This window comes from Enterobacteriaceae endosymbiont of Plateumaris sericea (genome assembly GCF_012562605.1).
In the GTDB taxonomy this organism is placed as follows: Bacteria; Pseudomonadota; Gammaproteobacteria; order Enterobacterales; family Enterobacteriaceae.
Window position 1 is genome coordinate 147900 of the sequence record NZ_CP046224.1, and the last position, 21436, is coordinate 169335.

The 21436-nt window shown below is 20.4% G+C and carries 14 protein-coding genes; 10 read left to right on the forward strand and 4 right to left on the reverse strand.

Going from position 1 to position 21436, the window contains the following annotated elements; genetic code table 11:
- Positions 1 to 154: 154 nt before the first annotated feature.
- Complete coding sequence (gene mutS / locus GJT84_RS00725) at positions 155 to 2566, reverse strand: DNA mismatch repair protein MutS (protein ID WP_168867000.1); 2412 nt, start codon at positions 2564 to 2566, stop codon at positions 155 to 157.
- 484 nt (positions 2567 to 3050) lie between these two features.
- Between mutS and rsmH the strand changes: the two genes are divergently transcribed.
- The 8 genes from rsmH (at position 3051) to GJT84_RS00765 (ending at position 12893) form a co-directional block, all read left to right on the forward strand.
- A complete protein-coding gene (gene rsmH, locus GJT84_RS00730) occupies positions 3051 to 3992 on the forward strand; it encodes a 16S rRNA (cytosine(1402)-N(4))-methyltransferase RsmH (protein ID WP_168867001.1) in 942 nt (313 codons plus the stop codon).
- Positions 3993 to 4042: 50 nt separating this feature from the next.
- Positions 4043 to 5560: a UDP-N-acetylmuramoyl-L-alanyl-D-glutamate--2,6-diaminopimelate ligase gene (gene murE / locus GJT84_RS00735; protein WP_168867002.1), complete on the forward strand. Its 1518-nt coding sequence runs from the start codon at positions 4043 to 4045 to the stop codon at positions 5558 to 5560.
- Positions 5553 to 6920, forward strand: a complete 1368-nt coding sequence (gene murF / locus GJT84_RS00740; RefSeq protein WP_168867003.1) for a UDP-N-acetylmuramoyl-tripeptide--D-alanyl-D-alanine ligase — start codon at positions 5553 to 5555, stop codon at positions 6918 to 6920. Before murE ends, murF begins: the two co-directional genes overlap by 8 nt.
- Positions 6921 to 6925: 5 nt before the next feature.
- Positions 6926 to 8002 (forward strand): phospho-N-acetylmuramoyl-pentapeptide-transferase, encoded by a 1077-nt coding sequence (mraY, locus tag GJT84_RS00745; protein ID WP_246208506.1) that lies wholly within the window; start codon positions 6926 to 6928, stop codon positions 8000 to 8002.
- 5 nt (positions 8003 to 8007) lie between these two features.
- A complete protein-coding gene (gene murD / locus GJT84_RS00750) occupies positions 8008 to 9309 on the forward strand; it encodes a UDP-N-acetylmuramoyl-L-alanine--D-glutamate ligase (RefSeq protein ID WP_246208500.1) in 1302 nt (433 codons plus the stop codon).
- A 63-nt stretch (positions 9310 to 9372) separates the two neighbouring features.
- The gene (gene murG, locus GJT84_RS00755) at positions 9373 to 10440 is read left to right on the forward strand and encodes an undecaprenyldiphospho-muramoylpentapeptide beta-N-acetylglucosaminyltransferase (protein WP_168867006.1); all 1068 of its coding nucleotides are present in this window, start codon (positions 9373 to 9375) and stop codon (positions 10438 to 10440) included.
- A 29-nt stretch (positions 10441 to 10469) separates the two neighbouring features.
- Positions 10470 to 11933, forward strand: coding sequence for a UDP-N-acetylmuramate--L-alanine ligase (murC, locus tag GJT84_RS00760; protein ID WP_168867007.1), 1464 nt, complete (start codon positions 10470 to 10472; stop codon positions 11931 to 11933).
- Positions 11934 to 11972: 39 nt separating this feature from the next.
- On the forward strand, positions 11973 to 12893 hold the full coding sequence (locus GJT84_RS00765; protein ID WP_168867008.1) for a D-alanine--D-alanine ligase: 921 nt from the start codon (positions 11973 to 11975) through the stop codon (positions 12891 to 12893).
- Between the two features lie 123 nt (positions 12894 to 13016).
- On the opposite strand, the gene GJT84_RS00770 is transcribed toward GJT84_RS00765, so the two are convergent.
- Complete coding sequence (locus GJT84_RS00770; protein WP_168867010.1) at positions 13017 to 13490, reverse strand: DUF721 domain-containing protein; 474 nt, start codon at positions 13488 to 13490, stop codon at positions 13017 to 13019.
- A 110-nt stretch (positions 13491 to 13600) separates the two neighbouring features.
- Here GJT84_RS00770 and secA point away from each other — a divergent pair, with 110 nt between their 5' ends.
- On the forward strand, positions 13601 to 16336 hold the full coding sequence (gene secA / locus GJT84_RS00775; protein ID WP_168867016.1) for a preprotein translocase subunit SecA: 2736 nt from the start codon (positions 13601 to 13603) through the stop codon (positions 16334 to 16336).
- 60 nt (positions 16337 to 16396) lie between these two features.
- Here secA and dnaJ read toward each other — a convergent pair whose 3' ends face one another.
- Positions 16397 to 17503 carry a molecular chaperone DnaJ gene (dnaJ, locus tag GJT84_RS00780; protein WP_168867018.1) on the reverse strand — a complete coding sequence of 369 codons (1107 nt, stop codon included), beginning with the start codon at positions 17501 to 17503 and terminating at the stop codon, positions 16397 to 16399.
- 137 nt (positions 17504 to 17640) lie between these two features.
- Positions 17641 to 19560, reverse strand: a complete 1920-nt coding sequence (gene dnaK, locus GJT84_RS00785; protein ID WP_168867020.1) for a molecular chaperone DnaK — start codon at positions 19558 to 19560, stop codon at positions 17641 to 17643.
- A gap of 346 nt (positions 19561 to 19906) precedes the next feature.
- On the opposite strand from dnaK, the gene GJT84_RS00790 reads away from it, so the two are divergent.
- Positions 19907 to 21397: a leucyl aminopeptidase gene (locus GJT84_RS00790; RefSeq protein WP_425483710.1), complete on the forward strand. Its 1491-nt coding sequence runs from the start codon at positions 19907 to 19909 to the stop codon at positions 21395 to 21397.
- Positions 21398 to 21436 lie beyond the last annotated feature (39 nt).

Consider the following 21436-nt stretch of genomic DNA (forward strand, 5'->3'; position numbering starts at 1 on the left):
AAATAATATTAACAGGATTAATATAAAAAATTATTTATTTAATGTATTAATTGCTATTTTATAAATAATTTTTTATTTAATAAAAATTTAAACATTATAATTTTAAATTAATGATTTATTAGATAAATATAATATATTTTTTTATCATTATATATTAATATTTATAATTTTTTTCTAATTGAATAATTTTTTTTTTAGCTAATTTAATTACTTCTTTAGGTATACCAGCTAAAGAAGCAACAAATAAACCATAATTTTTATTAATAATGCCATTTTTTAATGCATACATAAATACAATAGATCTATTAGATTCTATAGCATCAAAATAAACATTTTTTATTCCTTTATTTTTTAAAGACAAATTAGTTAATTCAATATAATTAGTAGAAAATAATGTCATTGATTTTATTTTTTTTGCAAGATTTTCAGCACAAGCCCATGCAATAGATAATCCGTCATATGTAGATGTACCTCTACCAATTTCATCCATTAATACTAAACTATATTTATTAGCATTTCTTAAAATATTTGCTGTTTCAATCATTTCGATCATAAAAGTAGATAAACCAGAAGAAATATCATCCATAGAACCAATTCTTGTAAATATACGATCTATTGGTCCAATTATAGCTTTATCAGCAGGTATATAACTACCTATATATGCCATTAAAATAATTAATGCAATTTGACGCATATAAGTACTTTTACCACCCATATTAGGACCTGTAATTATTAACATATGATTTTTAGGAGTTAATAGTAAATTATTAGGAATAAATTGATCTTTAAGAATATTTTCTACAATAGGATGACGAGAATTTTCTAAATATAATCCTAAATTATTACTAATAATAGGTCGTTTATAATTTAAAGTGATTGATCTTTCTGCTAAATTACATAATACATCTAACTCTGATATAAATAAAACTATTTTTTGTAAATTAGGTAATTCAGGATAAATAAGATCAAATAATTGATTATATAGAAATTTTTCTAATATTAATAATTTGTTTTTAGATGAAAAAATAATTTCTTGGTAATTTTTTAATTCAGGAATAATATATCTATTACAATGTTTTAATGTTTGAATATTTAAATATTTTTTAGGTAATTTTTTAATTTTTTGATTTTTAGTTATTTGGATATAATATCCATGAATAGTATTAAATCCTATTTTTAATTTTTCTATATTTAATAACTTACGTTCTTTTTTTTCTAAAACGATTAAGTATTCTTTAGAATTTTTAGATAATTTTCTTAATTCATCTAAAGATTTATTATATCCTGTAGCAATAACATTGCCATCTTTTAATAAAGTAGAAGGATTCTTTTTAATTGATTTTTCTAATAAAAGTTTTAATTTTTTAAAAAGTCCTAAATTAAAAATTTTATTTTTAATATAACAATCTCCCATAATTTTTAAAATATTATGTATGTCAGGTAAAATATGAAAAGTATTTCTTAAAGAAACTAAATCTTTAGGTTTTGCTGTTCTTAATGATAATCTTGCAATTATTCGTTCAATATCATTTATATTAATTAATAATTTTTGAAAATTAGTAAAATATTTTCGTAATTTTGAAATACTATTTTGCCGATTAATAATAGTATTATTATTACGAGTTGGAGAATGTAACCAACGTTTTAATAAACGACTACCCATTGTAGTACTACAATGATCTAATATATTTATTAAAGTATTATCTTTATTACGTGATATACTTTCTGTAATTTCAAGATTCTTTCTAGTATTTTCATCCATGATAATTTCACTATTAGAATTTTTTAATTTAATATTATTTATATGAGGTAAAAATATACGTTGTGTATCTTTAACATATTGTATTAAACAACCAGCAGCTTTAATAGCCATTAATGCTTTTTCGATACCAAAACTTCTTAAATTTTTAGTTTTAAATTGCATATTTAATTGTTGATTAGCTGTTTCAAGATCAAATTCCCATATAGGTCTACGTTTAATACAATTTCTTTTTTCTATTAATTTCATATATTGAAAATTTTCAGGATATAATAATTCAACGGGATTAGTTTTTTGTAATTCACCAGATATTATATCATAATTTTTACTTTCCATAATCCTAAAATTTCCAGAACTCATGTTTAAAGTTGCATAACCAAAACCATAATCTATTTCTTGCCATATAGATGCTAATAAATTATCTTGATTATTTTTTAATAAAATATCATCACTTACAGTTCCAGGAGTAATAATACGTACAATTTTACGTTCTAATATTTTATTAGGAGTTCTATTCATGTTGTTAATTTGTTCACAAATAGCTACTGATTCACCTAAATAAATTAACTTTGATAAATAATTATCTAAACTATGATATGGTATTCCTGCCATAGGTATTGGTTTTCCATCTAATATACCTCTTTGAGTAAGAACAATATTAAGTATTTTTGATGCTTTTTTAGCATCTTCAAAAAACATTTCATAAAAATCACCCATACGATAAAATAATAAAATATTAGGACATTGATTTTTTATTTTGAAATATTGTTTCATTATAGGAGTATATTTAATATTTTTTATGTTCATTATTATTTCAAACTCTATATTATTTTATATTAAATATATGATAAAATTATATAATTTAAATAGTAATTTATATAGTTTATATTAATATAAACAATTTTAATAAAATTTATTTTTTTTTATAAAAAATAATAACTTAAAAAATAAATTAATAACATTTATATAAAATAAAGATTTTAATCTTAGATGTTTTAAAGTTTGCTTAATAATATGTTTGTTAAAATATATAATTATTAATTATATATTTATATTATTTATATAAAATTATTTTAATTAAAATTTATTTTAAATAATATACAGTCTATAATAATTTCTTATACATATGAAAAATTTAAATTACTTAAAATTATTTAATAAAATTTTATATAAATATAAAAAATATCTTAAGAAGATTATTTAAAATTAAAAATTACTTTTTTAGTACAATATTTTAATTATTTTTAATAATTAATTAAAATAATTATTTAATCATATATAAATATAAATTATGATAAAACATTTACCAGTTATGTTAAAAGAATCTGTCGATAGTTTAAATATAAAAGAAAATGGAATTTATATAGATGCCACATATGGATGTGGAGGACATACAAAATTAATTTTATCTAAATTAGGAAAAAAAGGTCGTATTTATGCGATAGATTGTGATATAAAAACAATATTAATTAATAAAATTTTAGATAAAAGGATAATATATATAAATGAGAAATTTTCTAATTTAATAAATATTTTAGATTCTCAAATATTGGGAAAAATAGATGGAATATTATTTGATTTAGGTTTTTCATCTTTTCAATTAAATAATCCTAAAAGAGGTTTTTCTTTTATGTTTGATGGTCCATTAGATATGCGTTTTGATCAAAATCATGGAATAACTGCAGCTCAGTGGATTCAACAAGTTAGTAAAAATAAATTAGCTTATGTATTAAAAAAATACGGGGAAGAAAAATTTGCTAATATTATAGCATATAATATTAAAAAATATATTATAAAAAATAAAATAAATAAAACAAGTCATTTAAGTAAATTAATATGTTCTATAATATATAAATTTAAAACCAATAAAAAAAGATTTAAACATCCTGCAACAAGATCTTTTCAAGCTATAAGAATTTTTATTAATAAAGAATTAGAAGAATTAAAAAAAGCTTTATTTAATTCATTAAGTATACTAAAAAAAGGTGGTATATTATCTGTAATTAGTTTTCATTCATTGGAAGATCGTATTGTAAAAAGATTTATGAAAATAAATAGTATAAATAATAATCAATATTATTCTCGTATTCCATTAACTGAAAAAGAAATAAATATTCTATCTAAAAATAATTATAAATTAAAAATAATTAATAGAATATTTCCTAGTTCTAAAGAAATTTATAGTAATCCAAGGTCAAGAAGTGCGATACTACGTATAGGAAAAAAAATATAAAATTATATTATATTTTTTATATTAATATTTAAATTTTATAAGGTATATAATTGAATAATTATAGATTAAATTTAGCAGAAATGTTAAATAATTTTATTAATAATCATAAAATATCTAATATTTTTATAAATAAAATAGTTTTAGATAGTCGAAAAATTAAAGGTAAACATTGTTTATTTTTAGCTATTAAAGGTTATAAATTAGATGGTAAAAATTTTATAGATGATGCCATTAAAAATGGTGCTATTGCTATTATAGTTGATAGTAATCGTAATATTAATCCATATAATATTATTTATAAAAATAATATTCCTATAATTACTTTACCAAATTTACAAGAAAAAATTTCTTTTTTTGCTGGAAAATTATATAAAAATCCTAGTAATAAAATACCTGTAATTGGAGTAACAGGAACTAATGGAAAAACAAGTATTACTAATTTTTTAATGCAATGGATTAATTTATTAGGTAAAAAAGCAGCGATTTGTAGTACATTAGGTAATGGTTTTGATAAAAATTTAATAACTACTAATAATACAACGGATTCTGCTATTGAAATTCAATATATATTAAAAAATTTTATAGAACAAAAAGCAGACATAGCTATTGTAGAAATATCTTCTCATGGTTTAAAACAGTTTAGAGTATCTAATTTAAAATTTTCAGCTGGAATTTTTACAAATTTAAGTAGAGATCATTTAGATTATCATCTTAACATGAAAGATTATGAGCTAACTAAATGGAAATTTTTTTCTGAACATAAAATTAAAACAAGTATAATAAATATTGATGATATCATAGGATATAATTGGTTTAATAAACTATCTTACAATAATAATACCATTGCAGTTACTACTAAAAAAAATATTTTTATTAAAAATAATTTATATTTTAAAGTTAATAAAATAATTTTTTTAAAAAATTATACTATTATTAAATTTAATTCAAGTTGGGGTAAAGGGATTATTAAAATATTTCTTCTTGGATATTTTAACGTAATTAATATTATTTTAAGTATGACTACATTATTAACTTTAAATTTTCCTTTAAAAGAGCTTATACATACTTCATCTAAATTACATTCTGTTTATGGAAGAATGGAAGTTTTTCCTTCACAAATAAAATATCCAACTATTATAATTGATTACGCTCATACTCCTGATGCATTAAAAAATGTACTTTTAACTATTAAATTATATTGTAAAGGAAAAATATGGTGTATATTTGGATGTGGAGGTGAAAGAGATATTGGTAAACGTTTAATTATGGGAGTTATTGCTAAAAAATTTTCAGATATTGTAATTATTACTACTGATAATCCTAGATCAGAAAATATAATGAATATTATTAAAGATATTATACAAAAATATAAATGTAATAGTAACTTACATATAATAATAGATAGATGTGAAGCAATTAATTATGCAATAAATAATGCTAATAAAAATGATACTATACTAATAGCAGGTAAAGGTCATGAACAATATCAAATTATAGGAAATAAAATTTTTAATTATTCTGATTATAATGTTGTTAATAATTTTTTTAAAAAAATATCTAATGAATAAATTAATTTACTTAAAAAAAATTACACAAATTGTTAATGGTAAATTAATTGGAAATAATATTGATGTATTAAATTTTTCTATAAACAGTAAAAAAATTAATGCTAAATGTGTATTTATTGCTATTATTGGAAATAATTTTGATGGACATGATTTTATTCAAGAAGCCATTCATAATGGAGCAATAGCTATAATTGTAAATAAATATTTACAAGTAACAATTCCTCAAATAATTGTATTAAATACAACTATTAGTTTAGGTAAAATAAGTTTATGGAAAAGATTACAATCAAAATCTCATTTTATAGGTATTACAGGATCATCTGGTAAAACATCTGTTAAAGAAATGACCGTATCAATTTTAAAAAATACCGGAAAAACTTTATTTACTAAAGATAATATGAATAATATTATTGGTGTATCTTTAACATTATTAAATTTAAATGATAAATATAGATATATTATTATTGAGTTAGGAGCTAATAATTTAAATGATATTAAATACTCAAGTAATTTAGTTAGACCTAATACAGCTATTATTAATAATATATCAGAATCTCATTTAGAAGGTTTTAAATCTTTTAAAAATATTATTAAATGTAAAAGTGATATATTCAAATATTTATCAAATAATGATAGAGCTATTATTAACTTTGATGATATAAATCATAAAAAAATTTTATATAAATTAATTAATAAAAAAATATGGACATTTTCTATAAATAATCATAATACTGATTTTTTTACTACTAATTTAAAAATATTACAAGATAAAATTTACTTTAATTTACATACACCAATAGGAATTATTTTTATTAATTTATTTATTATTGGTGGATTACATAATGTAAGTAATGCATTAGCTGCATCAGCATTATCATTATCTGCAGGAGCATCTTTAAAAGATATATCTAAAGGTTTAGCTGATTTTAAATCAGTATTTGGTAGAATTTCTCCAATAAAATTGGGAACTAATAAATTAATTTTAAATGATACATATAATGCTAATCCTCAGTCAGTTATAGCTGCTATTAATGTTTTAAAAAAAATGAATGGAAAAAAAATTTTAGTAATTGGTGATATGATGGAATTAGGATTTAATTCATTTTTTTTTCATAACCAAATAAAAATTTTTATTTTACAATGTAAATTAGATTATGTTTTAAGTATTGGAAAATATAGTAAATATATTACAAAAGATAATAATAATGCTGAACATTTTTTTAATAAAAAAACATTAATTAAAAGATTAATTAAAATATTAACTAATTTTAATAATTTTACTATATTATTTAAAGGATCTAGAAAAGCTCAAATAGAAATTTTAATAAATATGTTATTAGAGCAGGAGCAATTTAAATGATAATAATATTAGTTAAATATTTAAAATATTTTTTTCCAATATTAAATATTTTTATTAGTCTAGCTTTTCGTGCTATTATAAGTCTTTTAACTTCTTTTTTTATTTCATTATATATTATTCCATATTTTATTATATTTTTTAAAAAAAAAAAATATTCTCAAGTTATTCGTTTAGATGGTCCAAAATCTCATTTAAATAAAAATAATATTCCTACTATGGGTGGTATTATAATATTAATATCATTTCTTATTTCAGTTTTATTATGGTCTGATTTATATAATCCATATTTATGGTATGTATTAATAATAGTTATATTTTATGCATTAATTGGTTTTATCGATGATTATTATAAAATTATTTTAAATAATTCTATTGGATTAGTAGTTTATAAAAAAATTTTTTTACAAACTATTATAACAATAATAATTATTACATTTTTTTATATGAATAATACAGAAAAATCTGCATTTCAATTAATAATTCCTTTTTATAAAAATATTAAAATTTATTTAAATTTTACTATATATTTAATAATTTCTTATTCAATTATACTATGGATTAGTAATTCTGTAAATTTAACAGATGGACTAGATGGTTTAGCTATTATTTCTGTAATATTGGTTATGTTTGGATTAGCATTATTATCATATGTTACAGGAAATATAAATTATTTTAAATATTTAAATATTACATATTTAAAACATACAAAAGAATTAGTAATTGTATGTACTGCTATTATTGGTTCAGGATTAGGTTTTTTATGGTTTAATACATATCCAGCGATTATATTTATGGGAGATACAGGATCATTATTTTTAGGAAGCGCTATAGGAATGATTACTGTTTTAATAAGACAAGAATTATTATTAATTATTATGGGTGGAATATTTTTATTAGAATCATTATCTGTAATAATTCAGGTTATATTTTATAAATATAAAAAATATCGTATATTTCTCATGGCTCCTATACATCATCATTTTGAATTGAAAGGACATCTAGAATCTCATATTGTTATTAGATTTGGAATAGTATCATTAATATTATTACTTATTGCTTTATCAATATTAAAGGTATGTTAATAAATATGATTAAAAAAGTAGTAATTATAGGTTTAGGAATTACTGGACTTTCATGTATTAAATTTTTTATTAATAAAGGTATTATACCATATGTTATGGATAATAGAACTAATCCTCCTTGTATTAAAGAAATACCACCTTTAGTTAAATATTGTATTGGTTATCTTAATAAAGATTGGATTTTAAATGCTAAATTAATTGTTATTAGCCCCGGAATTTCTTTGTTCCATCCATTATTAAAAAATGCTGCTAATAAAGGAATTAAAATAATAGGAGATATTGAATTATTTTATTATTTTTCCCAAAATCCTATAATTGCTATTACAGGAACTAATGGAAAAAGTACAGTAACTAATATGATTGGAAAAATTATAAATAATTATTATAGTGCTGGAATTGGAGGAAATATTGGATATCCTGCATTAGATTTATTATCTAATTTTCAAAATTTTTATGTATTAGAAATATCTAGTTTTCAATTAGAAACTATTAAAAAATTTAAAGCATATATATCTGTTATATTAAATATTTCATTCGATCATATGGATCGTTATCCATTAGGAATAAAGCAATATCAAAAAATTAAATTAAATATTTATAAAAATGCTTCTATATGTATATATAATACTAATGATTTTTTAACATATCCAAATAATTTACAAAAAAATCAACGTGTTATTAGTTTTGGTATAAATAAAGGAAAGTATCAATTATATAAAAATCAACAAAATATGTATTTAAAGGTAAATAATAAAATAATTTTAAATTTTAATAATACTAAATTAATAGGAACACATAATTATCTTAATTCTTTAGCTGTATTAGCAATATCAGATATATTACATATACCAAGAAAAATATCTTTAAAAATTATTAGTAATTATACATCAAATAATCATACATTACAAATTATACATAAACATAATGGAGTAATGTGGATTAATGATTCTAAATCTACTAATATAAATAGTACAAAAGCAGCTTTAAATTTTTTTAGTAATGCTAAAAGAATATGGTTATTATTAGGAGGATATGATAAAAATTGTAAATTTCATTTATTAAAAAAATATTTAATGAATGATAAAATTCATATTTATTGTTTCGGATTAGCTAGTAAAAAAATAATATCTTTATATCCTAAAGCAATACGAGTAAAAACTATGGCTGATGCAATAAAAAATATTTCAAAATTTTTAAAATATGGTGATATAGTTTTATTATCTCCAGCTTGTTCAAGTATTGATCAATTTATTAATTTTAAAGATCGTGGAGAAAAATTTATTAAATTAGCTAAACAAAATATTTAAAATATATTTTAAATATTTTGTTTTTCATTAATTTAAATATTTTTTATTAAATTTATTATATAAATGAAAAATTCAAAAAAAATTATTATAGTCTCTGGTGGAACAGGTGGACATATTTATCCAGGTCTTAATATAGCATATAAATTAATAGAGAAAGGATGGGATGTGCGTTGGTTAGGCACAATAAATAGAATGGAAGCAGATATTATTCCTAAAAAAGGAATTAAAATTTATTTAATTAAGTTTTTTAAATTTGAAAAAAAAAATATTTGGTCTAAAATATTTACTTTATTTAAATTAATAAAACCAATGTATGAATCTATTTTAATTTATAAATCTTATAAACCTAATGTAGTTTTAACAATGGGAAGTTATATATCAGGACCTAGTGGAATAGCAGCATGGTTATGTGGTATTCCGTTAATTATTCATGAACAAAATAGTATTCCAGGAATCACTAATAATTTTTTATCAAAAATATCTAAAATAAATATGCAAGCTTTTCCTAATACATTTACAAATGGTATATTAGTAGGTAATCCTTTAAGTAAAGAAATAATTAAATTATCTTTATATAAAAAAAATATTTTAAAATATAATTTTCCTCTTCATATATTAATTATGGGTGGTAGTCAAGGATCTAATATAATAAATAATATAGGGGTACAATTAGCAAAAATTTTAAAAAATAAAGTAATTATATTACATCAAGTAGGTAAAGGTAATTTAAAAAATATATCTTTATCTTTTTTAGATAAATATCAAAATAAATTTTATTCTGTAACAGAATATATTTCTGACATACATAATGCATATAAATGGGCAGATATTGTTATTAGTAGATCAGGAGCTATGACTGTTAGTGAAATTTCTGCTATAGGATTACCAGCTATTTTTATACCTTTTAAACATAAAGATAATCAACAATATTTAAATGCATTAAGATTAGAAAAAATTGGAGCAGCAAAAATTTTTGATCAAAATAATTTAAATATTAATGATATTATTAATACTTTATTATCTTGGAATAAAAAAATATTAACTATTATGTCAAAAAGATCTCGTAATATTTCTTTAATTAATTCTACAGAATTAATTTATAAAGAGATAAAAAATATTTTTATTAATTAAAATTTTCTATAATATAGAATGATAAAATAATGATAAAAAATATACTTTATGAAAAAATAAAATATGTAACACCTAAAATGGACAATATCAATAATATTCATTTTATTGGTATAGGAGGTTCAGGTATGGGTGGTATAGCTTATATTTTAGTCAAAAAAGGATATAATATCAGCGGATCAGATATTATTTCTAATGATATTACAAAGAATTTAATTTCATTAGGAGTAAAAATATATTTTCAACATAATGCTAAAAATATTAATAACGCAAATGTTATTGTAGTATCTTCAGCAATAAAAAATAATAATCCAGAAATAATTGCTGCTAAAAGAAATAATATAATAATAATTAGTCGAGCAAAAATGTTAGCTGAAATAATGAGATTTTATTATGGTATAACCATAACTGGTAGTCATGGTAAAACTACTACTACTGCTATGATATATCATATATATTCATCATTAGGTCTTGATCCAACATTTGTTAACGGAGGTATATTAAAAAAATCAGAATTATATGCTCATTTAGGAAAAAGTAAATATTTTATAGCAGAAGCAGATGAAAGTGATGCTTCTTTTTTAAATTTAAGACCAATTATAAATATCATCACTAATATTGAAGATGAACATTTAGAATATTATCAAAATAATATTGAAATATTAAAACAAAATTTTTTAAATTATTCACAAAATATACCTTTTTATGGTTGTGTTATTGTTTGTATTGATAATTTATCTATTCGAAATTTATTAAAAAATAATTTGATACATAATAATATTATAACCTATGGTTTTAGTAAAGATGCAGATATAAAAATATGTAATTATCAACAACATGGTTTAAAAAGTAAATTTGTTTTATCACACAAAAAAAAAAATATATTTTTAAAAATAAATTTAAATATACCTGGTTATCATAATGTTTTAAACGCAACAGCAGCTTTTATTGTATCTTCTTATATAGGAATTAATCATAAAAATATTTTAAAAGCATTAGAAAATTTTTCAGGTATAAAAAGAAGATTTGATATTTTAGGTATTTTTAAATATAAAAAAAATAATTTAATAAATAATATTATTATTATTGAAGATTATGGACATCATCCTACTGAAATAAATATAACAATTAATACAATACGTATGATTTGGCCTAAAAAAAAAATTATAATGATATTTCAACCACATCGTTATTCTAGAACTATAAATTTATTAAATAAATTTATTAAAGTATTATCTACTGTTGATGTATTATTTATATTAAATATATATTCTGCTGGAGAAGAATATATTATGGGTGGAGATAGTATTTCTTTATATAATAGTATTAAAAAATATGGAAAAATTAATCCAATTCTTGGAATATGGAAAAATTATCATGAAATGATGATAAGTTTATATTCAAAATTTACTGGAAATGATATATTATTAATTCAAGGTGCTGGAGATATTAATAATATATCATCTTTATTAGTTAAAAAAAAATTAAAATTATAATTATTAATATTATTAAAATATTTTTTATAAAAAATTCATATGTCTAATAAAATAGCTGTTTTATATGGTGGTAATTCACCAGAAAGAGAAATATCTTTAATTTCAGGTAAAATGGTATTAAATTCATTAAAATCAATGGGTATTAAAGCTTATGGACTAGATACTAAATATTTTTCCTTATTTTCATTAAAAAAAAATAAATTTAAAAAAATTTTTATTGCTTTACATGGTAAAGGAGGTGAAGATGGAAGTATACAAAATATATTAGAATATCTTAATATTCCTTATACTGGTAGTAGATCATTAGCATCTTCTATAACTATAAATAAATTTATTACAAAAACTTTATGGAAAGAATATGGTTTACCTGTATATCCACACTTTTTTTTAAAAAAAAAAGATTTTATAAAAAAAAATTATTTAATAATAGAAAAAAATATTTTAAATTTAACCTTACCTGTATGTGTAAAACCTAATACTACAGGATCAAGTTTAGGAGTTTTTAAAATAGATAATATTAATTATTTATTAAATGCTATAAAAAAATCTTTTATGTATGGTAATAGTGTATTAATTGAAAAATATATTGAAGGAATAGAATATACAGTTAGTATTTTAGGTAGTAAAATATTACCATCAATTAAAATTGAATCTCCTTATTTATTATATGATTATGATGCAAAATATATTAATAAAAATACTAAATATTTTTGTCCTAGCGGATTAAATAAATATAAAGAAAAAGAATTAGCTAATTTAGCTATGAATGCATGGAATTTATTAGAATGTAGTGGTTGGGGTAGAGTCGATATAATTTTAGATAAAAAAAATAATTTTCAATTATTAGAAATAAATACTTGTCCAGGAATGACTCCTCATAGTTTATTTCCTATAGCTGCTAAAACAGCTGGTTTATCTTTTAATAATGTGATTAATAAAATTTTATTTTTAGCTAAATAAATATTTTTATAAAAATAATTTAAAATTACTATTTTTTTAAAAAATAGATAAATATAATTTAAAAGTTTTATTTTTATAAAATTATATATATTATATATTTTATAAAAATTTATTTTATATAAATTAATTTGCTAAAGCAGCTAATTGTTCTATGATATAACGTAATTTTATAGGACTTTTTTTAGCTAGGTTTAGTAATAAAATAGCACTATTTTTACTTAAAATATTTTGTTTATAAAAATATTTATTTTTAATAATATTATTATTTGTTAATAGCATTGGATTAATCTTAATATTTATATTTTTTAAAGAAGGCAAAATTTTTTTTTTTAAAAGTGATAAAATATTTGATTTTTCATATAAAAATCTCATCATAGAGCTAGCATTATATGTTTCTATAATTAAAATATTATTTTTAAAATTTTTTGCATCATAGCAATTATTTAATTCTATTGGAAAATAATTTTTAATTATTTGGTTAATTTTTTTTAAAATATTTATATATAATTTTAATTTTATGAATATTCTTGAACAAGAAGGATAATTATATTCATTATAAAATATTTTTTCAATTGATAATAACTTATTATTACGCATAAAAATATTTATCCTTTAATTATTTATTTTAAATTGTTTAATAATTTATTTTAACAAATAAATTTATATTTTTTACATTATAATTAAAAATTTTATTTAAGAGTATATATATGTTAAAAAATTTTTTATCAAAAATTTTTGGTAGTCATAATGACAATGTTTTACGACGTATAAAAAAAATAGTCAATAATATTAATAGTTTGGAAAAAAATTTTGAAAAATTAACTGATTTAGAATTAAAAAATAAAACTTTATTATTTAAAATAAAATTAAAAGAAAATTTTACATTAGAAAATATTTTACCAGAAGCTTTTGCTACCGTAAGAGAAGCAATTAAAAGATTATTTGGTATTAGACTTTTTGATGTTCAATTAATAGGAGGAATAGTATTAAATAATAATTGTGTTGCTGAAATGCGTACAGGAGAAGGAAAAACTTTAACAGCAACTTTACCAGCTTATCTTAATGCTCTAACTGGTAATGGAGTTCATATTGTTACAGTTAATGATTATTTAGCCAAACGTGATGCAGAAAATAATAGACAATTATTTGAGTTTTTAGGATTAAATATAGGTATTAATTTATCAGGAATGTCACCTAATGAAAAAAAAATATCTTATTTAGCTGATATTACTTATGGTACAAATAATGAGTTTGGATTTGATTTTTTACGAGATAATATGATTTTTAGTTATACAGATAAAGTACAAAGAAATTTATATTTTGCTATAGTAGATGAAGTTGATTCAATTCTTATAGATGAAGCTAGAACACCATTAATAATATCTGGACCAACTGAAGATAGTTCTAAACTATATACACAAATAAATAAAATTATTCCAAAATTAATATATCAAGAAAAAGAAGATTCTGATTCTTTTAAAGGTAAAGGACATTATTTTATAGATGAGAAATCTCGTCAAGCATATTTAACAGAAAAAGGATTAGTTTATGTAGAAAAAATTTTAATAGAGAAAAAAATTATTAAAAAAGAAGAATCATTATATTCTAATTCTAATATTATTATTATGCATAATATTATTGCTGGATTAAGAGCTCATAAATTATTTATAAAAAATGTTGATTATATTGTAAAAAATAATGAAGTTATTATAGTAGATGAACATACAGGACGTATTATGAAAGGAAGAAGATGGTCAGATGGACTTCATCAAGCAATAGAAGCAAAAGAAAATGTAAAAATTAATAATGAAAATCAAACTTTAGCTTCTATTACATTTCAAAATTATTTTAGATTATATACAAAATTATCAGGAATGACAGGTACAGCTAATACAGAAGCATTTGAATTTAAAGAAATTTATAAATTAGATACTATTATTATTCCTACTAATAAACCAATGATAAGAAAAGATTTACCTGATTTAATATATATTACAGAAAAAGAAAAGATTAAAGCAATTATAAATGATATAAAAAATAAATATTTTATAGGACAACCAGTATTAGTTGGTACAATTTCAATTGAAAAATCAGAATTAATTTCAAAAAAATTAACGTTAATAGGTATTAAACATAATATTTTAAATGCAAAATTACATTCAAAAGAAGCTGAAATTATATCTCAAGCAGGTAAAAAATATGCTGTAACTATAGCAACAAATATGGCAGGAAGAGGAACAGATATTGTTTTAGGAGGAAATATTCAATTTAAACTAAATAACCAATTAAATAAAGATCAAATAAAAAATATAAAATTATCTTGGTTAAAAGAACATAATGAAGTTTTATCTTTAGGAGGATTATATGTAATTGGTACTGAACGTCATGAATCTCGCAGAATTGATAATCAATTAAGAGGTCGTTCAGGACGTCAAGGTGATTATGGTTCTTCAAGATTTTATCTATCTATGGAAGATTCTTTAATGCGTATTTTTGCTTCAAATAAAATATCAAAAATTATGCATAAATTTGGTATGAAAAAAAATGAATCTATTGAACATCCATGGATAAATAAAGCTATAGCTAGAGCACAAGAAAAAGTAGAAAATTATAATTTTGATATAAGAAAACAATTATTAGAATATGATGATGTAGTTAATGATCAACGTTTAGCTATATATACACAAAGAAATAAATTACTAAAAACTCAAAATATTAGTATAATTATAAAACAGTTTAGAAAAGATGTATTTCAAAAAATTATAGATAAATATATAAAATCTAATTTTTTTTTAGAAGATGAATGGGATTTAATAAAATTAAATAATTATTTTAAAAAAAAATTTAATTTATATTTACCTATTGATAAATTATTAAAAAATTCTAAAAATAATAAACAAATTCTTAGTAAAGATTATTTTTTTAAAAAAATAATTAATTTTTCCGAACAAGAATATAATAAAAAAGAAAATATATTAGGTAATGATATTATACGTAGTTTTGAAAAAAATATAATGCTTCAATTATTAGATAGTTTATGGAAAGAACATCTTTCTGCTACAGATTATTTAAGAGAAGGAATTCATTTAAGAGGATATGCACAAAAAGATCCTAAACAAGAATATAAAATTGAATCTTTTAATATGTTTAGTTTAATGTTAGATTCTTTAAAAGAAGAAATTATTACTGTTTTAAGTAATATTTCAATAGAAATACCAGAAAAAGATATTTTTAATTCATCAATAAAATTACAAAATTTTAGAAATAAAAATAATGAAAAAATTATAAATAATTTAAATCTTTCTAAAGAAGATTATCATTATTTTATAAATAAAAAGAAAAATATTAATACTAACATTTACTCATTAAATAAAATAGGTAGAAATGATTTATGTCCTTGTTCTTCTGGAAAAAAATATAAATTTTGTCATGGTAATGGATAAATATTTTTTTTAACATTACAATAGAGGGTATAAAAAATTTATTTTTTACCCTCTATTGTATTAATTTTTTAAATTATCAAAAAAAAGTTTTATATTATTTAAAAATTTTTTATATTTAGGAGTATTTTTATAATTATCTAATTTAATAAAAGTTTTTCCTAAATTATATAATATTATTTTTTGTTTATCATTTAAATTTACTGGAGTCTCTACAATAACTTTACATAATAAATCTCCAATAATATTATCTCTTATTGATTTAATACCTTTATTACGTAATCTAAATATTTTTCCTGTTTGAGTTTCTGGTGGAATTTTAATTTTTATAAATCCATTTAATGTTGGAATATCTAAATTTCCACCTAATGCTGCTATAGAAAAATTAATAGGTAATTCACAAAATAAATTATTTTCTTCTCTTATAAAAAGAGGATGTTTTTTTATTCTAATTTCTATATATAAATCTCCAGATGGAGCACCATTATTACCTAGTTCTCCTTCTCCATTTAATCTAATACGATCTCCAGTATTAATTCCTGACGGAATTTTTATAGATAATATTTTATATTTTTCTACTTTTCCTTTACCTTTACAAGTAATACATAAATTTTTTATTAAAGAACCTCTACCCTGACAATTAGGACAAGTTTGTTGTACAGTAAAAAAACCTTGTCTCATTTGTATTTGTCCATGACCATTACAAGTATAACAATTTTGAAGAGATCCTTGAGATCCGGTACCATTACAATTAATACAAATTTTTAAAAATGGAATTTTAATTTCTTTAGTTACTCCTTTTACTGCTTCTTCTAAAGAAATATTAATAGCATATTTTAAATCATTTCCTTTATTAGATTTATTATTTCTTGTACCTCCAAAAATATCACCAAAAACATCACCAAAAATATCACTAAAATCAGTTGTATTATTTACATTATCTTGTTCAAAAGCAGAATGTCCATATTGGTCATAAGCAGATCTTTTTTGTTTATCACTTAAAATTTCGTAAGCTTGTTTAATTTCTTTAAATTTATTTTCAGCCTTTTTATTTCCTGGATTACGATCTGGATGAAATTTTATAGCCAAACGTTTATATGCTTTTTTAATTTCACGATCTTTTGCATTTCTAGTAATACCTAAAATTTCATAATAATCTTTTTCTGACATAATATATTACTACCTTTCCTAATCCTATAACTTTAATACCGATTTCTATATTAATAAATATTATTTATAATATATAAACGGTATTAATATAATTTTATAATCAATTAGTGAAAATAATTTAATGATTGAGGAGGCAATTATTTTTTATTATCTTTGACTTCTTCAAATTCAGCATCTACAACATTATTATCTTTATTTTTAGATTTATTATCATTCATATTATTATTTGTTTTTTGTTGATTATTATTTTCCATTAAATTTGAAATTTTACTGGATGCTTGAAGTAATAATTGCATTTTTGTTTGGATATCATTTTTATCTTCTGTTTTTAATGATATATTAAGTGCATTTATTGCATTTGTAATAAATGTTTTATCTTCTTTAGTAATTTTATCACCTACTTCTTCCATTTTTTTCTTTGTACTATGAATAAGTTGATCAGATTCATTACGTATTTTAATTAATTCTTCAAATTTAATATCTGATTCAGCATTAGATTCTGCATCTCTTATCATTTTTTCTACTTCTTTTTCATTAAGTCCTGATGATGCTTTTATTATAATTTTTTGTTCTTTACCACTTTTTTTATCTTTTGCAGAAACATGTAATATTCCATCAGCATCTATATCAAAAGTTACTTCTATTTGTGGAATACCACGAGGTGCAGGACTAATACCATCTAAATTAAACTGTCCTAGAGATTTATTATCATTTGCTCTTTTACGTTCTCCTTGTACTACATGAATAGTTACAGCAGATTGGTTATCTTCAGCAGTAGAAAAAACTTGACTATGTTTTGTAGGAATAGTAGTATTTTTATTAATTAAAGGAGTCATAATACCTCCTATAGTTTCTATTCCTAATGATAAAGGTGTAACATCTAATAATAATACATCTTTTACATCACCAGCTAATACACCTCCTTGAACAGCAGCACCAATTGCAACTGCTTCATCTGGATTAACATCTTTTCTAGGTTCTTTGCCAAAAAAATCAGCAACTTTTTTTTGAACCATTGGCATCCTTGTTTGTCCACCTACTAAAATCACATCATTAATATCAGATATAGATAAATGAGCATCTTTTAAAGCCATTTTCAATGGATTTATAGATTTATCTATTAAATCCTCTACTAAAGATTCTAATTTAGCTCTTGTTACTTTAATATTTAAATGTTTAGGTCCTAAAGAATCTGCAGTAATATATGGTAAGTTAACATCTGTTTGTTGTGTAGATGATAACTCAATTTTTGCTTTTTCTGCAGTTTCTTTTAAACGTTGCATTGCTAATGGATCATTAGTTAAATCAATTCTTTGATCTTTTTTAAATTCTGATACTAAATAATTAATTAAACGACTATCAAAATCTTCACCACCTAAATGAGTATCACCATTTGTTGCTAATACTTCAAAAGTTTTTTCTCCATCAACTTCATCTATTTCAATAATAGAAATATCAAATGTACCTCCTCCTAGATCATATACAGCTATAGTCTGATTTCCTTTACCTTTATCTAATCCATAAGCTAAAGCTGCAGCTGTTGGTTCATTAATAATACGTTTTACTTCTAACCCTGCTATACGTCCTGCATCTTTTGTAGCTTGTCTTTGAGCGTCATTAAAATAAGCAGGTACCGTAATTACAGCTTCACTAACTTTAGTACCTAAAAAATCTTCTGCAGTTTTTTTCATTTTTTTTAATACTTCTGCAGAAATTTGTGGTGGTGCTATTTTTTGTCCTTTAACATATAACCATGCATCACCATTATTTGATTCAATAATTTTGTAAGGCATAATTTTTATATCACGTTGTACTTCTTCATCTTGGAAACGACGTCCAATAAGCCTTTTAATTGCAAAAAGAGTATTTTGCGGATTTGTAATAGCTTGACGTTTAGCTGGTTGACCTACTAAAATTTCTCCATCTTTAGTATAAGCAATAACTGATGGTGTAGTTCTATCACCCTCTGCATTTTCTAATACACGAGCTTTTGTTCCATCTATTATTGCAACACAAGAATTTGTTGTACCTAAATCAATACCAATTATTTTACCCATTTAAAAGATCCTCAACTTAATTTTTTATTAAATTATATAAATAATTTAATTAATAAAATATTTTAAAATATTTCACATTTTTGAAAATCATAGTCCTTGATGAAAAGAAAATGGGGACTCATATCTAAGCATCAAGGTCTAAATGTAAAAATTTTTTTAATTTGATTTTATATAAGTATAATTATTGAATTTATAATATAAAAATTTTTTAAAATATATCTATTTTATTTTAATAAAATTCTAAAAATAATATTTAAAACAAATGTTTTAACAAACTTATATTATATGTATAATATAAGTTGATTTTTTTCTGTAATATATTTGGAGAATAAAAATGAAGTACCTAATGGAAAAAATAAATTTTACAAAAAAATATAAATCAGAATGTATAGTAATTGGAATGTTTGAAAAATATCAATTTTCTTGTATTGCTGATATTATTAATAAAATATCTAATAATTATATATTAAATATTACAAAAAAAAATAATTTTAAAGGAAAAATTAATCAAATATTAATGTTATATGAAGTACCTAATATTTTAATAAAAAAAGTATTAATTATTGGTTGTGGTATTAAAGATAAACTTAATAGAGAAACTAATAAAATCATTATTAAAAAAGTAATTAATCAATTAAAAGAAATTGAAATAAAAGATGTTCTTTGGTGTTTAACAAATTTAATAATTAAAAATATTGATTTATATTGGAATATAAGAGATACAATAAATATTATTGAAGATAAATTCTATATTTTTAACAAATTTAAAAAAATAAAAAAATATAAATTATCTCTTATTAAATTTAATACGAATGATAATAATATTGAAATTTATAAAAAAGCAATTAAACATGCTATAGCAATCAAAATTGGCATTATAAAAACTAAAAATCTTGCAAATTTACCTCCTAATATATGCAATCCTAAATATTTATCTTTAGAAACATATAAATTAGCTGAGAAATACTCTAAAAATATTTCAGTAAAAATTATCAATGAAATAGAAATGAAAAAATTAGGTATGAATGCTTATTTAGCTGTAGGTAATGGTTCTAAAAATGAATCTATGATATCTATCATTAAATATGATAATTTATTTGATAATAGTCAACCTATAGTATTAATAGGAAAAGGTTTAACTTTTGATTCAGGAGGAATATCTTTAAAACCAAGTTTAAATATGGATGAAATGAAATATGACATGTGTGGTGCAGCATGTATATATGGAATAATGAATATTATATCTGAATTAAAATTACCTCTTAAAGTTATTGGTATTATTGCAGGATGTGAAAATATGCCTGATAGTAATTCATTTCGTCCTGGTGATATTATTAAAACAATGTCAGGAAAAACAGTAGAAATAATAAATACTGATGCGGAAGGAAGATTAGTTTTGTGTGATGTATTAACATACGTAAATAAATTTAATCCTTCTATAGTTATAGATATTGCTACATTAACAGGAGCTTGTGTAGTTGCTTTAGGAAATAATATTAGTGGGTTGATGTCTAATAATTTAAAATTATCAAAAAATATAATGAAAGCATCATTAGATGTAGATGACCGAGTTTGGGAATTACCTATTAATGATAAAAATTATTATAACCAATTAAAATCAGATATTGCTGATATAAGAAATACTGGAAATTCTAATGCTGGAGGAGCAATTACAGCTGCATGTTTTTTAGCAAAATTTACTAAACAATATAAATGGGCACATATAGATATTGCAGGAACAGCATGGAATTATAGTGAAAATAATAAATCTTTTTCTTCTGGTAGACCTGTTAATTTATTATGCCAGTTTTTATTAAATTATTCATATAATAATTAAATATTATAAATAGTTTTACATATAGGATATTATTTAATA

Excerpts from the sequence above, each read along its gene's own strand:
- mutS (WP_168867000.1), bottom strand. The coding sequence starts at position 2,566 with ATGAACATAAAAAATATTAAATATACTCCTATAATGAAACAATATTTC.
- rsmH (WP_168867001.1), top strand. The coding sequence starts at position 3,051 with ATGATAAAACATTTACCAGTTATGTTAAAAGAATCTGTCGATAGTTTA.
- murF (WP_168867003.1), top strand. The coding sequence starts at position 5,553 with ATGAATAAATTAATTTACTTAAAAAAAATTACACAAATTGTTAATGGT.
- murD (WP_246208500.1), top strand. The coding sequence starts at position 8,008 with ATGATTAAAAAAGTAGTAATTATAGGTTTAGGAATTACTGGACTTTCA.
- murG (WP_168867006.1), top strand. The coding sequence starts at position 9,373 with ATGAAAAATTCAAAAAAAATTATTATAGTCTCTGGTGGAACAGGTGGA.
- murC (WP_168867007.1), top strand. The coding sequence starts at position 10,470 with ATGATAAAAAATATACTTTATGAAAAAATAAAATATGTAACACCTAAA.
- GJT84_RS00765 (WP_168867008.1), top strand. The coding sequence starts at position 11,973 with ATGTCTAATAAAATAGCTGTTTTATATGGTGGTAATTCACCAGAAAGA.
- GJT84_RS00770 (WP_168867010.1), bottom strand. The coding sequence starts at position 13,490 with ATGCGTAATAATAAGTTATTATCAATTGAAAAAATATTTTATAATGAA.
- secA (WP_168867016.1), top strand. The coding sequence starts at position 13,601 with ATGTTAAAAAATTTTTTATCAAAAATTTTTGGTAGTCATAATGACAAT.
- dnaJ (WP_168867018.1), bottom strand. The coding sequence starts at position 17,503 with ATGTCAGAAAAAGATTATTATGAAATTTTAGGTATTACTAGAAATGCA.
- dnaK (WP_168867020.1), bottom strand. The coding sequence starts at position 19,560 with ATGGGTAAAATAATTGGTATTGATTTAGGTACAACAAATTCTTGTGTT.
- GJT84_RS00790 (WP_425483710.1), top strand. The coding sequence starts at position 19,907 with ATGGAAAAAATAAATTTTACAAAAAAATATAAATCAGAATGTATAGTA.